Genomic DNA, 20000 nt, shown 5'->3' with positions numbered 1-20000 from the left:
CATTACCAACCGTTCAAACACACATCACTTCTTCTTCCTGGGCTTCTTCCTGAGGCCGAGCTCTATCTCGAGCTCCTCGATGCGCCTCTTGAGCTCCTCGACGACGGCGGTGTTGTCGTACTGCATGAGCATCTGGCCGCATATCGGGCACTGGAACTCGTACTCCATGGCCTCATCGAAGGTCAGCTTTGGATGACCCGGCGTGCCGCAGTGGTAGTAAATCTCGCTGGTCTCTTCCTCCAGCATCTCCCTGAGCTTCTTGAGTTCCGCCATCTTCTTGGCCCGGATTATCTCCGGGAGGCGCTTGGTCTCAAGGCGCCAGTAGTAGTAATACCAGCCGGTTTCTTTATCCCTTATGCGCTTGAACTCAGCCAGCCCCTGGTCGTAGAGCATGTAGAGGACCTTTCTGACGGTGTTGACTCTAATGCCCGTTATCTCGGCGAGCTCCTCGTCGGTGGATTCCTTCTTCTTCTCGAGAGCCTTGATTACCTCAACGGCCTCCTCACCGCCCATGTCCAGCGCAAGCTCAAGGAGCTCCTTGTTTTTTCTCCTCGCCACCATAACAACCTCCAGAGAATATTTAAACACGCTGAATTTTAGCGCATAAATACTGTCCAATAACAAACTATGTGAGCTGGAGTATATATAGGTTTTTGTCATATTTCCAACGCCAGTGAACAGAAAAGAACGTTGGATGGGCTAATCGGTGAAGTACTCGTTAAGCAATTCCTTCGCGGAGGGCTTGTAGAGCTCCATAACCTCTATGTCCTCGATAACGTTACCCTCCCTGAGCTTGAGCTTGACCTTGCCCCCGTAAACCTGAAGGTCGTCTAGCATGCCGTAGATAGCATCCTCCGCCTCGAGGGGAGTTTTAAACTTCATTATATACTCCCCGTCCTGAGTGATGAGCTTGACCCAGTACTCGTTCTTCCTCTTGAAGGGACGGGTGATCTTCGGCTTGAAGTTGTCGATTATGATTTCCAAGTGCTCCACCTCCAGCCCAAAGACTTTTTGGTCTCTCTAAGGCTTTTAGGATGCGGATTTTTAAGGGTTTCCTAAGGACCCTTTGAATAAAATGATACCGGCTATTATTTAAACGTTATGAGGCGCGATTTCCGGAATTCCCGAACGACGGGCCGGCATCATGACCTCTCGAAGGGCAGTTCGATTCCCGTTTCCCTCGCCACCTCAACGACTTTTTCCAGGGAAACCACCGCGCTTCTCGCCCCGACCTTCTGAACGGTGAGATACGCCAGCAGCATGCCGAGCCTGGCGGCTTCCTCAAGCGTCCACCCATTGAGAACGCCGTATATGACCCCCGCATCGAAAGCGTCTCCAGCGCCGGTCGAGTCAACGACCTCGGCACTCAGCCCACGAACCTCGCGGACGTTTCCGTTCTCGTCCCTCACAAGGGCACCGCCGCCGTTGAGGGTGACCACGAGGTTCCTGGCGCTTGAGAGCGAGAGGTCCAGCGAACCGAACTTCCTCCGGTATTCATCCTCGTTCATCATGAGGTAATCCACCCTCTCCTCCACATCCCTCGGGAGCTCGGCCTCTCCTATGTCCAGGGAAACCGTTATTCCCCTATCGCTGGCGAAGTTCACGACCTCAACTATCGTCTCCGGCGGGTTTGAGGAGAGGTGCACGTGCCTCGCCCCTGAGAGGTAATCGAAGTCTATCTCCTTCATGCGATTGGCACCGGGGTACTTCACTATCCTCTTGTCCTCCCCGTGTATTATGGCAACGGCAACCCCTGAGGGCGCGTCCACCGTTCTGATGCCCCCCGTATCAACGCCCAGCCTTCTAAAGTACGAGATGTGAGCCTCCCCAATCTCGTCCCTTCCAACGGCCCCTATATAGCCGGTTCTCAGCCCAAACGTGGCCAGCCAGCTTATGGTGTTGGCGGCGGCACCGCCCAGACCGAAGAACGCGTTTTCGGCGTTGACCTTCTCGTGGAACTCGGGAAAACGCTCTACGAGCAGTATGATATCGTAGTTGAGGTTGCCCACACCCACAACGTCGAACCTTGCCATGACCCTCACCTCTGAATAGAGAGATGGGCCGGGCATTGTTAATAAACTTGCGGGGGAATCCGGGGAAAGATTTAAATATCCATTCCTACCCATATATGAGTAAGAGGTGGACAAAAATGATGCTCATACTGGAGGCGTACTTCAAGAACTATCCCGCCAGGAGGAAGGTGGCAGAGTTCCTCTTTGAGAACGGTCTCAGCGTGAAGAACGGGAAGATATACCTCAGAAACGTGGAAGTTCCGATAAGCGAGCTCGCGAGGGTAATCGGGGTCAACAGGAAGATAGTGTACCACACGATAGAATACATCGAAAAGACATATCCCCTCAAGCTCATCTTCGAGAGGCTCAACCCCCTGCCGAGCCTCATAGACGTCGCACCCCTGATGGGGTGGGAGGTTCTGGAGATAGAACTGGAGAAGGGAGGCTACCTCCGCGGTTTCTCAGAGGTCCTCGGCCTGCTCTCGGAGAACGGCGTTCCGGTCATGGAGGTCTTCAGCAGAAACCTCCGCGAGGAACCCACGAAGCTATACATAGTCATAGACGGCACTCTTCCAGTTGAGGTCTTCATGAGGGTCAAGGAGATGGAGGGGTTCAGAAAGCTAATCCTCCACACCCCGGAGAAAGACAAGGAGCGGTTCGTCTGCAACTACTGCGAGGTCAAGTACTGCCCGAAAAGGATCCTAATCGAGAGGCTAGAGGCTACCCCGTGACCCTGAACCCTTCAAGCCCCTCCGGTTCTTCCCATTTTACGTCAACCCTTGTGACCCTCGCCAGGAGCGGGCCCTGGTGAGCCCAGCCGATCAGTGCCTCAACCCTCTCCGGGTCACCCTCTACCACTGCCTCGACGGTTCCGTCGGGCAAATTCCTCACCCAGCCGCTAACGCCGAGCTTTCTCGCCTCCCTCTGCATGCTCCACCTGAATCCAACCCCCTGAACGCGCCCGTAGATTTTAAGGTGAGCCCTTACCCTCCTCATACACCATCCCCTCGATGATACTCCCACAACCGATTTAAGCTTATCCGTCGACCCTAATCCGGTGGGGAAGATGGAGATGGTACTGGTCTACACGACCTTCCCCGACTGGGACAGCGCGGAGAGAATAGTGAAAGCCCTCCTGGAGAGGAAGCTCATCGCCTGCGCCAACCTCAGGGAGCACAAAGCGCTCTACTGGTGGGAGGAGAAGATCGAGGAAGGGGCGGAAGTCGGCGCCATACTCAAGACAGAGGTCGAGAAGTGGAAGGAACTGCGGGAGGCCATCAAGGAGATGCACCCGTACGAGGTTCCCGTGATTGCCAGAATAGAGGTGGACAAGGTCAACGGGGAGTACCTGGAGTGGCTTGAGAAGGTGCTGTCATGATAAGGAAGGTCAAGCCGCAGATCCGCGTCGTTGGATTCGACGACGGAACCTTCTCTTTCTCCTCCAAACTCGAACGGGAGAAGACGATTCTGATAGGCGTGGTCATGAAGGGCTCCCAGGAGGTTGTTGGCGTTCTCTCGCGCTGGATAACCGTCGACGGAAACGACGCCACCGATGCGATGATAGACGCCGTCAACTCCTCCAGATTCAAAGACCTGCGCGTGATAATGCTGAAGGGAATAACCTACGCCGGCTTCAACGTCGTTGACCTCGAAAGGCTCCACTCCGAGACGGGCCTGCCCGTCGTTGTCGTGGTGAGGAAGAGGCCAGACCTAGCGGCCATGGAGGGGGCGCTGAGAAAGCACTTCACCGATGCCGAGGGGAGGATAGGCCTTCTGAGGAAAGCCCCATCTCTGGTGGAGCTCGTCCCGGAGAGGCTCTACATCCAAGCCCTGGGCCTCGAAGCCGATACCGCCGCGGAGATAGTCCGGGTGACGACCAAAACGGGCCTGATTCCGGAACCCCTGAGGCTGGCACACATGATAGCCAGCGCCGTGATGAGGGGAGAGAGCACGCGGGAGTAGGTTTATAAGAGGCTCGGGGAAAGAAAGAAACGGCCGATGATGGCAACAGGGTAGCTACCGAATCTTGATGTGGAAGCCGTTCCAGTCTGAGGCTAATCACACGGTACCAGCAGCACCGGGACTTTTGAGTCCCTCATGACCCTCTCCGCGGTGCTACCGAGGAGCAGGTCCTTCAGGAAGTTTCTGCCCTTCTTACCGATGACTATGAGCGTGGCGTTCTTTGCCAGTGCGGTTCCTATTATCGCCTGACTGGCGGAACCCACGAGAACCTCAAACTCAAACTCCACCCTCACGCCCTTGGCGGATTTCCGCAGGTTGAGCTTCGCCACCTCTATGTTGTGCTCAAGCTCGTCCATCTTGCCGTAGTCCACGGAGTGGACGAGGATTCCCCGCTCTATGAGTTCCTCGAACTCCCTGACGGTCTTGATTATCTTTATCGAGCACTTCGAGAAGTCCAGCGTGACCAGCGGGCGTTTGAATATCGTCGAGCAGTCCACCGAGGGCTCGAAACCGTCATCCTTCTTCTGGTACTTCAGAAGGAGAACCGGCCGCCTGGTGGCCCTGGCGAGGTTGGAGGCGGTGCTGCCCATGAACATAGTCCTCCAGATGTTCTCGCCGACGCTTGGGATGACGACGAGGTCTATGTCAACCTCCTCCGCCACCTCCGCTATCTCAATCGAAGGAATCCCTATCCTGACTATCGCGTTCACGGTTACACCGTCAGTTTTGAGCTCTCTGGCGAGCTTCTCAAGCTTCTCGCGGTAAATATCCTCAAGCTCAAAGGCCTCGAACTCGGCTATGGTTATGTCAACGACGTGGATGAGGTAAAGCTCCTTAACCCCCATGGAGACGAGTTCGGGAATGCACGTGCGAAGGGCGTGTAGGGAAACGTCCGAAAAGTCGGTCGGATACAAAACTTTCTCAAACATCTTGGACACCTCGGTATTAATTTGGACGTTGATGCTTATTATCGTTGCTCTAGACGTGCTTGTATTTCATGCGGGTCGTGAACAGCTTCGGGCTGGAGACTGCCGGCAGTATCAGGGTTTTCTGGATTATATCTCTCCCCTGGAGAAACTCATCTATCGTCTTTTTGAGCTCCTTGAAGTCCTTGTCAAAGAACTTGATTACCACATTGTACTCCCCCATGTACTCGTCTATTTCGAAGACCTTCCTGTGGGATATCGCCTCCTCCATGAAGCCGGCGACTTTTTCCTTCGGTGCATCTTCCCGGAATTTGACGAGCACATCCGCCGACGCCAGACCGAACTCCTCAAAGATAAACAGGGCCATTATCCGCACGTAGCCCCTTTCCTGAAGGCTTATCCTGTGCCTCCTGGCGGTCGGGACTGAAACGCCCGTTATCCTCGCGAGTTCCGTATCGGGAAGTCTGCCGTTCTCCCTCAGCGCCAAGAAAATCTTAACGTCAAGGTCGCTCAGCTCGCCCTTGCTCATCTCCCTCCAGAACTTGATGTCCTCAGGGTTCCAGGAGTAGGATTTTTTCTTTTTGTTCACCATAACGTGTCACCTAAATAACGAATTTGGAAAAAATAGACTTAAGTTTTTTGATTCCTGATAATTCTTGCAAGCTCCCGCGACAGTTCATCGGTCAGCCTCACGAATTCCTCCTGGTCGTACATCAGGACGTCGATGGCCTCCTCGACGAGCTCCCTGAGCCTGAGCACCTCTTCGCCGGCCTTGCCTTCATCCTCCATAATTTCTATCAGCCTCGAAGCTGCGTCGAGCAGCCTCAACGGCCCGTAGAGCTTTGGCTCGTCTATGCATCCCCTCGCGCTCGTTATCAAAAACGCCAGGAGCTGAAAGTGCTTGTCACTCAAAAGGCCGTCCGTACTCCTCAACGTGTGCCACCTCCCTCAGCGGTTTCCTCCTCGGCGGCTTCGGCCAGACCTTGGGATAGCCAAAGATAAGGATAAGGACTGGCTCCACGTGCTCGGGTATGTTCAGGAGTTCCCTGAGGGCTGCTTTGTTGAAGGAAAGCACCGGACAGGAGCCTATGCCCAGTGAGTATGCCATCAGCATCATGTTCTGGGCCGCCATAGAGACGTCCATGAGGGCGCTTTCCTCCCCGAGCTTCCCGCCCCTTTCGGCCAGTTTGCGGTTTACGCAGAGCACCACCAGAGCCGCCGGATTTCCAAACAGGCCGGGGGAGATTAGTTTCACCTTCTCAACGTTGTCCCTCTCCATGACAACGATGAACTCCCACGGCTGAACGTTGCTCCCGCTCGGAGCCCATATCCCGGCCTCAAGAATTTTTCTCATGTCCTCCAAGGGGATATCCCTATCCTGAAATCTCCTAACGGCCCTTCTGCCCTTTATCGCTTCCATTACCTCCAACTTGACTCACCCTCACTCCTTAAGGAGACGCTTCTCCAACCTTTTCAGCTCGGGATGAGCGTACTCTCCGTCCTTTATGATGTACCTTCCATCGCCTTTGACGGTCGGGGCCAGGCATATACCGTCGGTGTGGCTCTTCGCGGGGCCGAACTTGCCCTTAAAGCTCTCGGCCTGATTGCCGAGGCCCCACTCCACCGCCCCCCAGACACGCTCGTCCTCCAGAATGTTTCCGGTGAGCTTTGCGCCGGGGTTGCAACCGTAGGAGAGGTGGGCTATGTTGAACATTCCCGGGTCGTTGAAGCTCCGGAGCCATCTCTCGAAGAACCTGGCCTCCCAGCCACCGTCTATCCCCACGACCTTTCCTTCCTCGACCTCAAGGGCGATGGGCTCCTTCAGTATTCCGAGCTCCTGCGGGGGCCACACGGAGCCATCGAAGACTATGGTTCCGTTTATGGTCTCCTCCACCGGTGCCCAGTCCACCTGCCCGAAGAGCATGTAGTCGCCGGGGCCGTTAACGTCCCCCTCCGTGAACACGGGTCTCCCCGGGTCATTTTCGAATTTAACGTCCATACCCGCTGGGCTGGTTATCTCCATCTTCCGGCTCTCCCTGGTCAGCTTTGCCAGAACCCTCTGGAATTCAAGAAGAACCGGGACGTTTATCCTTCCGATGTTCCGCACCATCATATCGCCGGTCATTCCAACGAGACAGATATAGCGCACACTCCTCTCGGCCATAACCCTGTCCCAGGGGGTCGAGTAAAGGAGCCAGCTTTTGTTGAACTCTATCCAGACGTCCGCGTTCTTCAGAGCGGCCTCAAGGGGGCCCATCGGCAGGTACGGGTCGGCGGCCTTTCCGACGTGGGGCGGCATTGAATACCACAGGACGAGGGGCTTCGCCCCCACGAGCTTCGCCGCCTTGGCGGTTGCCTCCACAACGTTCCAATCGCTCCCGGTGTCGGCGGTTATGACAACGGCCTCCCCCGGCTGAACCTTCATAACGTCCCTAACCAGCGTGTAGGCCCCTTCCTGCACCTCTATCGAGAGCTCATTCACCCTTCATCCCCCCAAGCTCCACCATATCCTCAACGATCTTAACCGCCGCGGCGACGGGGTCGAGGATGGGGACGTCGAAGAACGGCTTAACCTTCTCCGCGAACCCGGCCAGTCCAGTGCAGCCAAGGAGGATAACATCGGCACTGTCCGATATGGCCAGGGATATTTCCTCCCTGAGCAGACGCACCGTTCGGTTCTCATCGGCTGTTATCTGCGGGACGGAGATGTCTATTCCCCTTATGCTCGTTACCCGCTTGTCCATCCTGTACTTCAGTACCAGCTCCTCGAAGAGGGGCACCGCGGTCTTTGAAACCGTGACTATTCCCGCCTTCCTTCCAAAGACCGAGGCCAGGGCAAGAGAGGCTTGGCAGGGGCCGACTGTGGGAGTAGGGATCAGGGAGCGGATGACGTCGACTGCCGGGTCGAGGCAGCAGTTGACGATTATCCCGTCGTACCCCTCATGAAGCTCCAGGGCCTTCCGGACTATGAGCGGGAGAACCTCGGTTTCGGCGGCCCTGTTCTCTATTGACCTGGGCCCGGTTTCCAGGCTCACAACGTCTATGTGCGTGTCCTTCGATGCAAACGTTTCGTAGATTCTCCTGTCGGATTCGTTCCATTCATCCGTTCCAACGGGATTTATGACGAGTATCCTCATGGAAACACCTCAAAAAATGAATTCAGCGGGGACGCTCCTCTATGGGAACGTACTCCCTCTCAAGCCCCAGATACTTCGGCCCGAATATCTCCAGACCCTTCGGTGTTCTCCACAGCTCGGGGGCGGGGAAGCCAACAACGACGTACTCCTTCCCCTCCTCCACGTGGGGGTTCGTCACGGGGTGGCCGTCCGGGGTAAGCACGGATATGAGGTCGGGTATCGTGACGTCAACCTCCCCGTCCCTCCAGGAGATTAGGTTCTCGTTCTTGTACCAGACCCTGTAAGTCTCTCCCTTGAACTCACCCGTTCCCTCAAGCTCGAATTCCCCGACGGTGAATCCCGATTCCTCCCGCCATTCTGCCTTCGTGGCGACGCCCTCAAACAGCAGGAAGCCGTTCCCCGCTTTGAGCAAGGCCTCTATCGGGTTCCCCCCGTTTTCCCTGGCGGTTCTCAGCGCCCTGCCCATGTTCAGAGCGTGGCTTATGGCGTCCTTCACAACCGCGTTCCTGAGTTCCCTCCCCCTGACAGGATGCGACGTGACACCAACGTTGGTTTTTATCGAAGATGCTATGGCCCTGACGAGCTTTTCGGCCTGGAAGTCGTCCTTGACGCGGCCCACCACTATCTCGTCACCGTAGGGGGTAACAACGGCAAACGGGGCCATCTCAACGCCGACGATGTAATACGTGGTATGCTGCAGCTCCGGAACCGACCTTCCTGCCGGGTCGCCGTCAACTATCGGCCTCCCTAGCCTGGCCGCCGTCGCCAGCGCCGCAGCCGTGTTCGCCCCACCGAGTTCGGTTGAGATGACGGCGGCAAATTTCTCCCCCATGAAGTCCTCTAAAACCCTATAGGAGCGAACGGCTTCGCCCTCCTCGTAGAAGGATTCGACCTTTTCGCCGGCGAGAGAGCCGACGAAATACGGCATCGGCACCACGCCGTCGTCGGGAATCTCCTCCAAACTTGCCAAGCGGAACTCCCGCCCGGCGTCAAGCTCCTTCTTTACCATCTCCCAGCCCTCGGCGGGGTCGCCGCCCCCACCGGTACCAAGGACGGTGCAACCCTCCAAGAGGTCCCTCAAATCCTGCTCGTTCAACACCCTCATACTTCCACCTCCAGTCATTTTCCTGAAAACAATCCCCGTTTCCCGTGACGTATGAACGGATACAGGGAGCGCGCGGTTCCGTAAGTCGTCAATAGAGGTTCAAGAACCGGCACTCCGAACCTCTCCCAGACTTCCTCCATCAATCTATCAGCGATGTTAACGAACCCCGTGCAGCCGAGAACCACCACGTCGGCTCCGTCCTCAACCGCCTTTTCGCAGGCACTCAGGGCCTCCCCGTAGAGGCCCTCCTCGTTTTTCAGTATGCCCCCCAGGGGAAGCGCTATACCCCTAACCGAGACGAGCTTGTCGAGCAAACCGTACTCCCTGGCCTGAATCCGCGTCCAGGATGCCAGATTCTGGCCGGGCCCAACCACAGAGAACTCGCCCAGCATGGCGGCGATGTGAAGGGTCGTTTCCCCGGCCCCGAAAACCGGAACGTTGAGGTTCTCCCTCAGCTCAAAGAGGCACGGGTCGGCGAAGCAGTTCACGACGACCGCCGACGCATCCCCGAACTCGTCCAAGTGCCTCAAGATCGAAGCACATGCCAGCGTCTTCTGGGTGAAGTTCCCTATCTCCTCCGGCCCGTCTTCCAGCGTTACTATCCTGAAGCGATCCCCCGGATAGTGCCTGGAGAGATACGCCTCCGTTTCCCGCCGGAAATCGCCCCCCTCATCCCTTATCGGGTCAAGAATCACTATCATCATAGCTCACCCGCAAAATGGCATCTTACGAAGTGGCCGTTCTCCACCTCAATCATCCTCGGCTCCTCCCGCCTGCAGACATCCTTTGCGTATGGACACCTCGTGTGGAACCTGCACCCACTCGGCGGGTTTACTGGGCTGGGGATTTCCCCGATTACAGTCTCCTTCTCGATGTTCCGGGCCTTTGGATCCGGCACCGGTATGGAACTCAGCAGCATTCTCGTGTAGGGGTGCATCGGATTGTCGAAAACCTGCTCGATGGTACCGACCTCAACGAGCTTTCCAAGGTACATAACGCCGACGCGGTTGGCGAGGTACCTCACCACGCCGAGGTCGTGGGAGATGAAGAGATACGTGAGTCCCCTTTCCTTCTGGAGTCTCTCCAAGAGGTTGAGAACCTGGGCCTGGACTGAGACATCCAACGCGGAGGTAGGCTCGTCGAGAACCAGAAACTCGGGGTTCAGGGCGAGGGCCCTCGCTATGGCAACGCGCTGGCACTGACCACCGCTTATCTCATCCGGGTACTTCCTTGCATGCTCTTCGCTGAGTCCGACGGACTCAAGGAGGCCGATTACCGTGTCTTCAATGTCCTCATGCCCGTACTCCCTCAGGGGTTCCGCGATGATGTCAAATATGGTCAACCTGGGATTGAGGGAGGAGTACGGGTCCTGGTATATTATCTGCATCTTGGGCCGAAGCTCCCGGAGCTCCTCCCCAGAGAGGGCCGTTACCTCGACGTCGTTGAAGTACACCTTCCCATCGGTGGGTTCGTAGAGCCGCAGGATGGTTCTTCCGGTGGTGGACTTCCCGCTCCCGCTCTCACCCACCAGTCCAAACGTCTCACCGTCGTGTATTTCGAAGGAAACGCCATCAACGGCCTTCAGCCACGTCGTTTTCTTTCTAATGAAGCCCTGGGTTATCGGGAAGTACTTCTTGAGGTTCTCAACCCTCAACATCCGCCTCACCTCCATAGAGATGGCAGGCCACGAAGTGCCCGGGGAAGCGCTCGATGAGCTCAGGCTTTACCCTGCTGCAGACGTCCTTCGCGTAATCGCACCTCGGATGGAATCTGCATCCGCTCGGCGGGTTCAAAAGGCTCGGAACACTGCCTCTGAGGGGTTTGAGGGGCTTCTTTGTCCTCGGATCCGGAACGACGGATAGCAGTCCCTGGGTGTACGGATGGAGGGGATTCTCAAAGAGCTCCTCCGTCGGGGCTATCTCCACTATGTTGCCCGCGTACATCACCCCAACGCGGTCGCAGACTTCGGCAACGACTCCCAGGTCGTGGGTGATGAGGAGAACCGAGAAACTGTACCTGTCCCTGAGGTCGAGTATCAGCTTGAGTATCTGCTTCTGAATCGTGACGTCCAAGGCGGTTGTGGGTTCATCCGCTATCAGAAGGGACGGGTTCGAGGAGAGGGCCATGGCTATCATTATCCTCTGCCTCATGCCGCCGCTGAGCTCGTGGGGGTACGAGTTGAGTATCCTCTCTGGGTCGGAGAGTCCAACGGACTTTAGGAGGTTCCTGGCGTGTTCCAGAGCCTCCTCCTTGCTCAGACCCTCGTGGAGTGTTATTATGTCTACCATCTGATCCCCAATCTTGAAAAGGGGGTTCAGAGAAGTCATGGGGTCCTGGAATATTATTGAGATCTCCTTGCCCCGGAGCTTTCTCATCTCCTCCTCCGACTTCTCCAGCAGGTTCTCCCCCTTGAAGATGATTTCCCCGGAAATCTGGGCGTTCGATGGGAGCAGGCGGAGCACGCTCAGGGCGGTTACACTCTTCCCGCAGCCGGTTTCGCCGACGAGGCCGAATATCTCGCCATCGTTTATCTCAAAGCTGACGCCGTTGAGAACCTTTGCAACGCCCCACATGGTTCTGAAGTTGATGTAGAGGTCGCGTATTTCGAGTACCTTGCTCATAGCAACCTCCTCCTCAGCCTGGGGTCAATTACCTCCCTCACGGCGTCCCCGAGCAGGTTGAACGCCATGACAGTGATGAATATCGCCAGTCCCGGGAAGACGGGATACCACCAGTAGTTCAGGAAGTAATCCTTCCCCTCGCTGACCATCAGACCCCAATCCGGCGTGGGCGGCTGGACGCCGAGTCCAAGAAAGCTCAGGGCCGCGGCCTCAAGGATGGCGGAGCCCATATCCATGGTGGCCTGCACTATTATCGGGGACAGCGAGTTCGGAAGAACGTGGCGCAGCATAATCTTCCAGTCAGAGATTCCCATCGCCTTCGAGGCCTCAACGTAGGGCCGCTCCTTCACGGAGATCGCCATTCCCCTGGCGAGTCTCGTGTACCACGGCCACCAGCTTATAGCGAGGGCAACGATGGCATTCATCATTCCCCTACCGAGGCTCGTTGCTATGAGCAGTGCCAGAAGCAGGGGCGGAAAGGCGAGGAAGATGTCGGTTATCCTCATGATCACGAGGTCGGTCTTGCCGCTGAAGTAGCCGGCCATCAGGCCCAGGGGCACGCCTATGAGCAATGCCAGCGCAACCACAGAGAAGCCCATCAGCAGGGACGTTCTCGCACCGTATATCACCCTGCTGAGGATGTCCCTTCCCATGTGGTCCGTTCCAAAGAGGTGCGTTCTGCTCGGCGGCTGCAGCCTCTCCTGCAGGTTGGGCTCCCCGAGGGCCTGGTCGGGGTACGGGGCGAGTACGGGGGCAAGGATCGCCATGAGTATCAAGCCGGCTATTATCGCTAGACCTATCAGGGAAAGTTTGTTCCTTAGAAGGATTTTAACTGTCTCTTCTTTCCTCATTTTCCTCCCTCACAGCCTTATCCTAGGGTCAAGTTTGACCTGAATGAGGTCAACTATCAGGTTGATGAACACGTAGGCCGTGGCGGTGATTATCGTGACACCGAGAACCGCTGGATAGTCCATGCTCAGTATTGCATAGGCCGCATACCTGCCGAGACCCGGCCAGTTGAATATCAGCTCGACCAGGAAGGCCCCAACGAGGGTGTAGGCAAACGAGAGGCCCACGGTTATCAGCGCCGGGGCTATGGCGTTCTTCAGGGCATACTTGAAGTATATCTTCCTGGAGGGAAGGCCGTAGGCCCACGCGGTGCGGATGTAGTTCTCGTTCAGGACTTCTATCATCATGGAGCGTACCTGCCTCGTTATCAGGCCTATTGGGTACATTGCCAGGGTCAAGGCGGGCAGTATCAGATGCTTGAGCGCATCGACGAAGACTGGAATGTTCCCGGTCAGCAGGGAGTCGAGGAGGTAGAACCCGGTTATCACGTGAAGTGGATGCTCCAGCATGACCACCGTGTCAACCCTGCCGGCCAGCGGGAGTATTCCAAGATGCTTGAAGAATATAAGCTGAAGCACGATTCCAAACCAGAAGGCGGGCAATGAAACGCCGCTTATTGCGAAGACCCTGCCGAAATTGTCGACCCATGAATCCTTTTTGACGGCTGAATAAACGCCCAGCGGAATGGCGATAACTATCGCTATGAACTCCGCAGCCAGTATGAGTTCAAAGGTGGCAGTAAAGGCAGATTTTAAATCCGCCGCAACGGGGTTGTGGGTTCTTATTGAGACCCCAAGGTCGCCGTGAAGGAGAGACCACAGGTAGTACGCAAACTGCTTGACCACGGGATCGTTGAGATGAAGCTGCTCCCTCGCCTTTTCAATGGCCTCCGGGGTTGGATGGGCACCGACCCACAGGGCCGCGGGATCGGACGGGATTATCCTCGATACAAAAAACACAACGGTTACGACACCAATAATGACAAACACTGCCAGCACAAGTCTGTATACGATGTACTCCCTGAACCTCATAGCCCTTCCCCTCACCTATCGAATGAATAAAAGAAAAAGAAGTCATGCCTTGTGCAGGTCATAGAAGAAAACCACCTGCGGGTAACCTGGGTTGTCCTTGAAGCCGGTGATGCTCTTGTGGTAGACGTAAACATCATCCGGGTTGTAGAAGAATATCGCCGGAGCGTCTTCCATCAGTATCTCCTCAGCCTTCCTGTAGAGCTGAGCTGCTTTGTCCGGGTCGATTCCCTCCAGTGTAGCCGCCTCGTCAATGGCCTTGTCGAACTCGTCGTTGCAGTAGTAGCAGAGGTTAAAGTTGATTTCCGGTTCGCAGTGGAACATGTTGAAGAGGAAGTCGTATGGCGTCGGGTATGTCGGCCACCAGTACATCATGAGGATATCCTGGGCCTTGGAGGGGTCGCTCTTTGCGAGGGCCCACTGCTGCTCCCAGTTCATGGGCCTTATCTCAACGTCAACCCCGAGCTTCTTCCATTCGGCCTTTATTATCTCGGCAACCTTCGCCTCCGCCTGGTCGCCCTGGGTGTACGTCAGCACGAGCTTGAACCCGCCGTCGGGATACCCCGCCTGGGCCAGCAGCTGCTTCGCCTTGTCGATGTCGTAGGTGTAAGTGTCCATGTCCTCGAAGTGACCCAGCATGCCCTTCGGAATCGGGCCTTTGGCGACCTCGCCGTAGCCGTGGAGGACGTAGTCAACTATGTCCTTATAGGGAACTGCGTAGCTGAGAGCCTGCCTTACAAGTTTGTTGTTCAGAGGCTCCTTCTTGGTGTTGAAGAAGGCGTAGAGTTCCTGATACGATGCAGTCTGGTCAACCTTGACGCTCGGGTTCTCCTGGAGCTTCGGAAGGTCATCGAGCGGCAGGTCCCTCGTTATCTGGATTTCCCCGCTCGTCACCATCTGCTCCCTCAGGGAGGCATCCGGAACTATCTTTATCACCGCGATATCGAACTGGTCACCGCTCCAGCCGCCCCAGTAGTCGTCGAACTTCTTGAGGACTATCTCGGTCTTTGGATCGTACTTGTCCTTCACTATAGTGTACGGTCCCGTTCCGGCGTCCTGGCCCTGGTTGAACCAGTCGGCTATCGCGTTATCGTCCCCGACGGTCGAGAGGTACCTGCTGTCCATTATGTAGGCACCGTAGGCCGAGGAGGCTATCAGGGGAAGGTTGGCCGGATACTTCAGGTAGAACTTTATGGTGTAGTCATCCACAACTTCCATCTTGTCAATGGGGTCCCATATGAACGCCGGCCCCAGGCCCATTCTAATGGTTCTCTCAATGGACCATTTAACGTCCTCCGCGGTCATCGTGTTGCCGGTGTGGAACTTAACCCCCTTCCTCAGATGGAAGGTCCAGACGGTTCCGTTCTCGTTGCTCTCCCACGAAGTCGCGAGCCACGGCTCCAGCCCGTTGGGGGTGTACTTAACGAGACACTCGTAAACGTTCGCAAGAACCACTATGGAATTGGAAAACTCCGTGCTTGGGTCGAGAGTTATCATCTCGCTCCCGTATCCGTAGATTACGACGTTTGTTGTTTTCTCCGGCGTGGAGGTCTCACCGGAAGCGGTGCTTGTAGAAGTACTCTCCTGCCCACTCAGGCATCCACTGGCCACCACACCCATAACGGTGATGACCAGCATAAACAGGGCAAGTTCCTTTTTCACAATACCACCCCTGGATTATGTTAATGATTTTATCACATTGGTTTTAATGTTTTTATATTATTTAACTGTACCTGTTCAAAATCTTCACATCTTTGTGACCAATTTTGTCAAACATGCAGTTAACAATATTAACGGACATTGATGTTACAATTTTGTCATTAGTGTTTTTAGATGTTCTTCACCATGTCCACCCGGTTTACACAAAAGGATTATATGCTAAAGAGGGGATTTCGTGAGTGGTGATTGCTATGGTTAAGAGGGTTCACATCTTTGACTGGCACAAGGAAAACGCGAAGAAGGTTGAGGAGTTCGCCGGCTGGGAGATGCCCATCTGGTACTCAAGCATAAAGGAGGAGCATCTGGCGGTTAGAAACGGCGTTGGAATCTTCGACGTCTCCCACATGGGAGAGTTCATCTTCCGCGGTAAGGACGCCCTCGAGTTCCTCCAGTACGTCACGACCAACGACATCTCAAAGCCCCCCGCTATAAGCGGAACCTACACCCTCGTCCTCAACGAGCGCGGGGCTGTTAAGGACGAGACCCTCGTATTCAACATGGGGAACGATACCTACATGATGGTCTGCGACAGCGATGCATTCGAGAAGCTCGAGGCCTGGTTCAACGCCATAAAGCGCGGAATCGAGAAGTTCGGTAACCTCGACCTCGAGATAGAAAACAAGACCTACGACATGGTCATGTTCTCAATCCAGGGCCCGAAGGCGAGGGACCTCGCAAAGGACCTCTTCGGCATCGACATCAACGAACTCTGGTGGTTCCAGGCCAAGGAAGTCGAGCTCGATGGAATTAAGATGCTCCTCTCAAGGAGCGGTTACACCGGCGAGAACGGCTGGGAGATCTACTTCGAGGACGCCAACCCGTACCACCCGGACGAGAGCAAGCGCGGAGAGCCGGAGAAGGCCCTGCACGTCTGGAAGACCATCCTTGAGGCCGGCAAGAAATACGGCATAAAGCCGGCTGGATTGGGAGCCAGGGACACCCTCAGGCTCGAGGCCGGCTACACCCTCTACGGCAACGAGACCAAGGAACTCCAGCTCCTCAGCACGGACATCGACGAGGTTACTCCCCTCCAGGCCAACCTCGACTTCGCGCTCTTCTGGGACAAGGAGTTCATAGGCAAGGAGGCACTCCTCAAGCAGAGGGAGCGCGGCCTTGGCAGGAAGATGGTGCACTTCAAGATGATCGACAGGGGCATCCCGAGGGAGGGCTACAAGGTTCTGGCCAACGGCGAGGTTATAGGCGAGGTCACGAGCGGAACCAGCTCCCCGCTCCTTGTAATCGGCATTGGAATAGCTTTCGTGAAGGAGGAGTACGCCAAACCCGGCGTTGAGCTGGAGATAGAGATAAGGGGTAAGCCCAAGAAGGCCGTGACCGTTGCCCCGCCCTTCTATGACCCCAAGAAGTACGGGGCCTTCAGGGAGGAGTGAGGTTTTTATTCCCTTTTCCCCATCTTTCCTCATGTCCCGCAAGCACGCGATCGGAGCCGTTCTCCTGTGGGCAACGGTGGCCAGCGCTTTCAAGCTTTCACTGCGCTACATGAGCCCGCTCCAGCTCCTGTTCTACGCGTCCCTAACCTCGCTCATACTCTTCGGCCTCCTCTACGCGAGGGAATTCTCCCCCCGGAAGGAGAACCTCCGCTCGGCATACCTCGGCCTGATAAACCCCCTGCTGTACTACACAGTGCTCTTCTCGGCCTATGACCGCCTGCCGGCCCAAGAGGCGCAGGCGCTCAACTACACCTGGCCCCTGGCCCTAGTTCTCCTCTCGATTCCTCTCCTGGGAAAGAGGCCCGGGGCAAGAACCGTATTCGGACTGTTCCTCGGCTTCTTCGGGGCCATCGTTGTCGCGACGAAGGGAGACGTTATGGGCCTGAGCTTCACCGATCCACTCGGTGTTGCCCTTGGCCTGGGGAGTGCACTCATCTGGGCAAGCTACTGGCTTCTCAATCTGCGCGACGAGAGGCCCCTCGTCGAAAAGATGTTCTGGAACTTCCTCTTTGGCTTCGTCTACGTCTCCATCGTTGTGGTCGTGATGGGTAGGTTCACCGTCCCCCCAGTGGAAGGCCTGGCCGGCGCAGTCTACGTCGGCCTGTTCGAGATGGGGGTCACGTTCCTCCTCTGGTACCGGGCCGTTGAGGGGGACATGGCATTCGCATCCAACCTGGCCTACCTGGTGCCGTTCCTCAGCCTGTTCTTCATCTCGGTCGTCGTCGGGGAGAGCATAGCCCCGGCAACGGTGATCGGGCTGGCGATGATAGTGGGCGGCATCATCATCGGGAAGAGATAGCAAAACTTATAAACTCGGCTTGGGTAGGTTAAGCCGGATGGGGGCGTGGTGTAGCCTGGTCCATCATCGCGGGCTCCAGAGGTATGAGGACTTGCGGGTTTGCTGATTTGGGGATGAGCCTTTGGAGCTCTGACCCGGAGAAACCCGCGGACCGGGGTTCAAATCCCCGCGCCCCCACCATTCAAACTTCGCCTGCGCGAAGTTTGACCAAGGTTCGTGATTCTCTTCTAAGGTGCTTCTTTGAGAGGGTTTGCCTTTTTAAAGGGGTTTTTAGTGAGGAAATTCACTTCAAAGAGGCCATAAAATGAGGGCTTTTCTAAAAAGCGCTCCTTCGGAGCGTGAGAAAAAAGTAAACCCACAACAAAGGCTCGCGAATCATAGAATTTCAAAGCTCCAAAAGACCTCTAGAGACGCAAACACTCTCAAGAGGCCACTTCAAAGAGGAATCATAACCTTTGATGAAACTTTGCCACGCAAAGTTTCTTTGGTGAAGCTTTTTCCAAAAGCTTCAGCGTTGACGGAAAATTGTATGCAGTTTTGAGTGTGCTTGTTTAGAGAGGGGTTCACTCTCCGAATGGCGTCCTTCGGATGCCAAAAACAAAGTAGAACTGCTTGAAAGGCCTTATTTGTGAGGTGAACCTCTTTAATCCTGATACTTTGTTAGTGCACGACTGATTTTTGCCATCTTGGCAAGAAAAACACTTCTTTCGCCAGCCTTTCTTAAAGGCTGTGGGCAAAGTTTCAGCGCCGGCGGAAGTTTTATTAACTTTGACTTACAAAAAGTTTACGAGGTGATACCATGGAGGAGCCCATAAAGATAGGCCACGACAAGTTTTACATAGGGGAGGGGGAGACCGCCAAGAGGGAGCTCCGCGTGGTCAAGGTCAGCGACGACGTGATTCAGGTTCAGGAGGAGGTTCACGGCATCATCGCCCTAGTCGGTGCAAGCTCAAGCGTCAACATCAAAAAGGAGGAACTCAAGAACCTCATAAAGGTCGCCAAAGAGGAGTTCGGCTGGACCGACATCTGCGAATGAATCCCCTTTCCATTTCTGTGGAGAATTTGCCGCCCGTCTGGTATCATCGGCGGTGATATTAACGTTTTATAAGCATAAAAGTGCTTAAAAGCCATCGAGGTGATTGCCATGGCAGTTGGAGAGAAGATAACGATCAGCGTTATAAAGGCAGACATCGGCGGCTGGCCGGGCCATTCAAGGGTTCACCCCCAGCTCGTCGAGACCGCCGAGGAGGTTCTTGCCAAGGCCCAGGAGGAGGGCACCATAATAGACTTCTACGTCGCCACCTGTGGCGATGACCTGCAGCTCATCATGACTCACAAGAAGGGCGTCGACAGCTCCGAGATACACGGCCTCGCATGGAGGACCTTTGAGGAGGCCACCAAGGTCGCCAAGGAGCTCGGCCTCTACGGAGCCGGGCAGGACCTCCTAAAGGACGCCTTCAGCGGCAACGTTCGCGGAATGGGGCCGGGAGTTGCGGAGATGGAGATCACCCTGAGGAAGAGTGAACCGATAGTCACCTTCCACATGGACAAGACCGAGCCTGGAGCCTTCAACCTGCCGATATTCAGGATGTTCGCCGACCCGTTCAACACGGCCGGCCTTGTCATTGACCCTAACATGCACATGGGCTTCCGCTTTGAGGTCTGGGACATAAAGGAGCACAAGCGCGTGATCCTTAACACCCCGGAGGAAGTCTACGACCTCCTCGCCCTCATCGGAGCCAAGAGCCGCTACGTCATCAAGCGCGTCTTCCCGAAGGAGGGCCACAAGATAGCCAAGGACGAGCCGGTCGCCGTCATCAGCACGGAGAAGCTCTACGAGATAGCCGGAGAGTACGTTGGAAAGGACGACCCGGTAGCTATCGTCAGAGCCCAGAGCGGACTACCTGCGCTCGGTGAGGTTCTCGAGCCCTTCGCCTTCCCGCACCTGGTCAGCGGCTGGATGAGGGGTTCCCACAACGGTCCGGTAATGCCGGTTCCAATGCACCAGGCCAACCCGACCAGGTTCGACGGTCCTCCAAGGGTTGTTGCCCTCGGCTGGCAGATAAGCCCAGAAGGAAAGCTCGTTGGCCCGGTTGACCTCTTCGACGACCCGGCCTTCGACGGCGCCAGGCAGAAGGCCGTCGAGATCGCCGAGTACATGCGCAGGCACGGTCCGTTCGAGCCCCACAGGCTCCCGATGGAGGACATGGAGTACACAACTCTTCCGGGAATTCTGGAGAAGCTCAAGGACAGGTTCGAGCCCGTCGAGTGATCTCCCTTTTCCTTTCCTTGCCTCCACTCTTCTCCCCGTAAAATCTTATAACCCGTGAGCACCATAGCCGTCAATATACACCCTCCAGCCAGGGAGGATAGCAATGTACATCGGTGGTTGAA

Annotated in this window: 24 protein-coding genes and 1 tRNA gene; 8 read left to right on the top strand and 17 right to left on the bottom strand. The window is 55.9% G+C overall.

Annotation, left to right across the window (positions count from 1 at the left end; genetic code table 11):
• Nucleotides 1-24: 24 nt before the first annotated feature.
• From tfe to CDI07_RS07305, 3 genes are all read right to left on the bottom strand, one after another.
• On the bottom strand, nucleotides 25-558 hold the full coding sequence (gene tfe, locus CDI07_RS07315; protein WP_088181562.1) for a transcription factor E: 534 nt from the start codon (nucleotides 556-558) through the stop codon (nucleotides 25-27).
• Nucleotides 559-699: 141 nt separating this feature from the next.
• Nucleotides 700-984: a hypothetical protein gene (locus CDI07_RS07310; RefSeq protein ID WP_088180995.1), complete on the bottom strand. Its 285-nt coding sequence runs from the start codon at nucleotides 982-984 to the stop codon at nucleotides 700-702.
• A 158-nt stretch (nucleotides 985-1142) separates the two neighbouring features.
• Nucleotides 1143-2033, bottom strand: a complete 891-nt coding sequence (locus tag CDI07_RS07305; protein ID WP_088180994.1) for an ADP-dependent ribose-1-phosphate kinase — start codon at nucleotides 2031-2033, stop codon at nucleotides 1143-1145.
• Between the two features lie 116 nt (nucleotides 2034-2149).
• On the opposite strand from CDI07_RS07305, the gene CDI07_RS07300 reads away from it, so the two are divergent.
• Nucleotides 2150-2743 (top strand): regulator of amino acid metabolism, contains ACT domain protein, encoded by a 594-nt coding sequence (locus tag CDI07_RS07300; protein ID WP_088180993.1) that lies wholly within the window; start codon nucleotides 2150-2152, stop codon nucleotides 2741-2743.
• Here the strand turns inward: CDI07_RS07300 and CDI07_RS07295 are convergent.
• Nucleotides 2733-3008 (bottom strand): acylphosphatase, encoded by a 276-nt coding sequence (locus CDI07_RS07295; RefSeq protein WP_088180992.1) that lies wholly within the window; start codon nucleotides 3006-3008, stop codon nucleotides 2733-2735. The genes CDI07_RS07300 and CDI07_RS07295 overlap by 11 nt on opposite strands.
• 70 nt (nucleotides 3009-3078) lie before the next feature.
• Between CDI07_RS07295 and cutA the strand changes: the two genes are divergently transcribed.
• Nucleotides 3079-3390: a divalent-cation tolerance protein CutA gene (gene cutA / locus CDI07_RS07290; protein WP_088180991.1), complete on the top strand. Its 312-nt coding sequence runs from the start codon at nucleotides 3079-3081 to the stop codon at nucleotides 3388-3390.
• Nucleotides 3387-3974: a DUF99 family protein gene (locus CDI07_RS07285; protein ID WP_088180990.1), complete on the top strand. Its 588-nt coding sequence runs from the start codon at nucleotides 3387-3389 to the stop codon at nucleotides 3972-3974. Before cutA ends, CDI07_RS07285 begins: the two co-directional genes overlap by 4 nt.
• Before the next feature lie 92 nt (nucleotides 3975-4066).
• Here CDI07_RS07285 and CDI07_RS07280 read toward each other — a convergent pair whose 3' ends face one another.
• From CDI07_RS07280 to CDI07_RS07220, 13 genes are read right to left on the bottom strand one after another with little or no spacing between them, the layout of a single operon-like run.
• Nucleotides 4067-4903, bottom strand: coding sequence for a universal stress protein (locus CDI07_RS07280; RefSeq protein ID WP_088180989.1), 837 nt, complete (start codon nucleotides 4901-4903; stop codon nucleotides 4067-4069).
• A gap of 49 nt (nucleotides 4904-4952) precedes the next feature.
• Entirely contained in the window at nucleotides 4953-5492 is a 540-nt protein-coding gene (locus tag CDI07_RS07275) for an Lrp/AsnC family transcriptional regulator (RefSeq protein ID WP_088180988.1), read from the bottom strand.
• A gap of 38 nt (nucleotides 5493-5530) precedes the next feature.
• Complete coding sequence (locus CDI07_RS07270) at nucleotides 5531-5833, bottom strand: DUF6092 family protein (protein ID WP_088180987.1); 303 nt, start codon at nucleotides 5831-5833, stop codon at nucleotides 5531-5533.
• Nucleotides 5805-6320, bottom strand: coding sequence for a nitroreductase family protein (locus CDI07_RS07265; protein WP_226996625.1), 516 nt, complete (start codon nucleotides 6318-6320; stop codon nucleotides 5805-5807). The genes CDI07_RS07270 and CDI07_RS07265 overlap by 29 nt, the downstream gene beginning before the upstream one ends.
• Before the next feature lie 21 nt (nucleotides 6321-6341).
• Nucleotides 6342-7382, bottom strand: a complete 1041-nt coding sequence (locus CDI07_RS07260) for an aminopeptidase (RefSeq protein ID WP_226996557.1) — start codon at nucleotides 7380-7382, stop codon at nucleotides 6342-6344.
• Nucleotides 7375-8037, bottom strand: coding sequence for an aspartate/glutamate racemase family protein (locus CDI07_RS07255; RefSeq protein WP_088180985.1), 663 nt, complete (start codon nucleotides 8035-8037; stop codon nucleotides 7375-7377). Before CDI07_RS07255 ends, CDI07_RS07260 begins: the two co-directional genes overlap by 8 nt.
• A 22-nt stretch (nucleotides 8038-8059) precedes the next feature.
• Entirely contained in the window at nucleotides 8060-9142 is a 1083-nt protein-coding gene (locus CDI07_RS07250) for a DUF917 domain-containing protein (protein WP_088180984.1), read from the bottom strand.
• Nucleotides 9143-9156: 14 nt separating this feature from the next.
• Nucleotides 9157-9843: an aspartate/glutamate racemase family protein gene (locus CDI07_RS07245; protein ID WP_088180983.1), complete on the bottom strand. Its 687-nt coding sequence runs from the start codon at nucleotides 9841-9843 to the stop codon at nucleotides 9157-9159.
• Nucleotides 9843-10799: an ABC transporter ATP-binding protein gene (locus CDI07_RS07240; protein WP_145954988.1), complete on the bottom strand. Its 957-nt coding sequence runs from the start codon at nucleotides 10797-10799 to the stop codon at nucleotides 9843-9845. The genes CDI07_RS07245 and CDI07_RS07240 overlap by 1 nt, the downstream gene beginning before the upstream one ends.
• The gene (locus tag CDI07_RS07235; protein ID WP_088180981.1) at nucleotides 10786-11763 is read right to left on the bottom strand and encodes an ABC transporter ATP-binding protein; all 978 of its coding nucleotides are present in this window, start codon (nucleotides 11761-11763) and stop codon (nucleotides 10786-10788) included. The genes CDI07_RS07240 and CDI07_RS07235 overlap by 14 nt, the downstream gene beginning before the upstream one ends.
• Complete coding sequence (gene nikC / locus CDI07_RS07230; RefSeq protein ID WP_088180980.1) at nucleotides 11760-12614, bottom strand: nickel transporter permease; 855 nt, start codon at nucleotides 12612-12614, stop codon at nucleotides 11760-11762. The genes CDI07_RS07235 and nikC overlap by 4 nt, the downstream gene beginning before the upstream one ends.
• Nucleotides 12615-12623: 9 nt before the next feature.
• Nucleotides 12624-13643 carry an ABC transporter permease gene (locus tag CDI07_RS07225; RefSeq protein ID WP_088180979.1) on the bottom strand — a complete coding sequence of 340 codons (1020 nt, stop codon included), beginning with the start codon at nucleotides 13641-13643 and terminating at the stop codon, nucleotides 12624-12626.
• Between the two features lie 42 nt (nucleotides 13644-13685).
• Complete coding sequence (locus CDI07_RS07220) at nucleotides 13686-15302, bottom strand: ABC transporter substrate-binding protein (RefSeq protein WP_226996556.1); 1617 nt, start codon at nucleotides 15300-15302, stop codon at nucleotides 13686-13688.
• Nucleotides 15303-15550: 248 nt separating this feature from the next.
• Between CDI07_RS07220 and gcvT the strand changes: the two genes are divergently transcribed.
• The 5 genes from gcvT (at nucleotide 15551) to fbp (ending at nucleotide 19878) form a co-directional block, all read left to right on the top strand.
• Complete coding sequence (gcvT, locus tag CDI07_RS07215) at nucleotides 15551-16747, top strand: glycine cleavage system aminomethyltransferase GcvT (RefSeq protein WP_088180978.1); 1197 nt, start codon at nucleotides 15551-15553, stop codon at nucleotides 16745-16747.
• A gap of 31 nt (nucleotides 16748-16778) precedes the next feature.
• Nucleotides 16779-17606, top strand: coding sequence for a DMT family transporter (locus CDI07_RS07210; protein ID WP_088180977.1), 828 nt, complete (start codon nucleotides 16779-16781; stop codon nucleotides 17604-17606).
• 39 nt (nucleotides 17607-17645) lie between these two features.
• A tRNA-Trp gene (locus CDI07_RS10135) sits at nucleotides 17646-17786 on the top strand.
• A gap of 619 nt (nucleotides 17787-18405) precedes the next feature.
• Nucleotides 18406-18642 carry a hypothetical protein gene (locus CDI07_RS07205; protein ID WP_088180976.1) on the top strand — a complete coding sequence of 79 codons (237 nt, stop codon included), beginning with the start codon at nucleotides 18406-18408 and terminating at the stop codon, nucleotides 18640-18642.
• A gap of 108 nt (nucleotides 18643-18750) precedes the next feature.
• Nucleotides 18751-19878, top strand: a complete 1128-nt coding sequence (fbp, locus tag CDI07_RS07200) for a fructose-1,6-bisphosphate aldolase/phosphatase (protein WP_088180975.1) — start codon at nucleotides 18751-18753, stop codon at nucleotides 19876-19878.
• Nucleotides 19879-20000: the final 122 nt, after the last annotated feature.

Origin of the sequence: Thermococcus sp. 5-4 (assembly GCF_002197185.1) — an archaeon.
GTDB classification, from domain to species: Archaea; Methanobacteriota_B; Thermococci; order Thermococcales; family Thermococcaceae; genus Thermococcus; species Thermococcus radiotolerans.
The sequence above is the reverse complement of the archived record's forward strand: the minus strand, read 5'-3'. Positions and strand labels throughout refer to the sequence as shown.

Excerpts from the sequence above, each read along its gene's own strand:
- CDI07_RS07300 (WP_088180993.1), top strand. The coding sequence starts at position 2,150 with ATGATGCTCATACTGGAGGCGTACTTCAAGAACTATCCCGCCAGGAGG.
- CDI07_RS07305 (WP_088180994.1), bottom strand. The coding sequence starts at position 2,033 with ATGGCAAGGTTCGACGTTGTGGGTGTGGGCAACCTCAACTACGATATC.
- CDI07_RS07275 (WP_088180988.1), bottom strand. The coding sequence starts at position 5,492 with ATGGTGAACAAAAAGAAAAAATCCTACTCCTGGAACCCTGAGGACATC.
- CDI07_RS07210 (WP_088180977.1), top strand. The coding sequence starts at position 16,779 with ATGTCCCGCAAGCACGCGATCGGAGCCGTTCTCCTGTGGGCAACGGTG.
- CDI07_RS07235 (WP_088180981.1), bottom strand. The coding sequence starts at position 11,763 with ATGAGCAAGGTACTCGAAATACGCGACCTCTACATCAACTTCAGAACC.
- fbp (WP_088180975.1), top strand. The coding sequence starts at position 18,751 with ATGGCAGTTGGAGAGAAGATAACGATCAGCGTTATAAAGGCAGACATC.
- CDI07_RS07285 (WP_088180990.1), top strand. The coding sequence starts at position 3,387 with ATGATAAGGAAGGTCAAGCCGCAGATCCGCGTCGTTGGATTCGACGAC.
- CDI07_RS07245 (WP_088180983.1), bottom strand. The coding sequence starts at position 9,843 with ATGATAGTGATTCTTGACCCGATAAGGGATGAGGGGGGCGATTTCCGG.
- nikC (WP_088180980.1), bottom strand. The coding sequence starts at position 12,614 with ATGAGGAAAGAAGAGACAGTTAAAATCCTTCTAAGGAACAAACTTTCC.
- CDI07_RS07225 (WP_088180979.1), bottom strand. The coding sequence starts at position 13,643 with ATGAGGTTCAGGGAGTACATCGTATACAGACTTGTGCTGGCAGTGTTT.
- CDI07_RS07205 (WP_088180976.1), top strand. The coding sequence starts at position 18,406 with ATGGAGGAGCCCATAAAGATAGGCCACGACAAGTTTTACATAGGGGAG.
- cutA (WP_088180991.1), top strand. The coding sequence starts at position 3,079 with ATGGAGATGGTACTGGTCTACACGACCTTCCCCGACTGGGACAGCGCG.
- gcvT (WP_088180978.1), top strand. The coding sequence starts at position 15,551 with ATGGTTAAGAGGGTTCACATCTTTGACTGGCACAAGGAAAACGCGAAG.
- CDI07_RS07295 (WP_088180992.1), bottom strand. The coding sequence starts at position 3,008 with ATGAGGAGGGTAAGGGCTCACCTTAAAATCTACGGGCGCGTTCAGGGG.
- CDI07_RS07240 (WP_145954988.1), bottom strand. The coding sequence starts at position 10,799 with ATGTTGAGGGTTGAGAACCTCAAGAAGTACTTCCCGATAACCCAGGGC.
- CDI07_RS07265 (WP_226996625.1), bottom strand. The coding sequence starts at position 6,320 with ATGGAAGCGATAAAGGGCAGAAGGGCCGTTAGGAGATTTCAGGATAGG.
- CDI07_RS07280 (WP_088180989.1), bottom strand. The coding sequence starts at position 4,903 with ATGTTTGAGAAAGTTTTGTATCCGACCGACTTTTCGGACGTTTCCCTA.
- CDI07_RS07250 (WP_088180984.1), bottom strand. The coding sequence starts at position 9,142 with ATGAGGGTGTTGAACGAGCAGGATTTGAGGGACCTCTTGGAGGGTTGC.
- CDI07_RS07255 (WP_088180985.1), bottom strand. The coding sequence starts at position 8,037 with ATGAGGATACTCGTCATAAATCCCGTTGGAACGGATGAATGGAACGAA.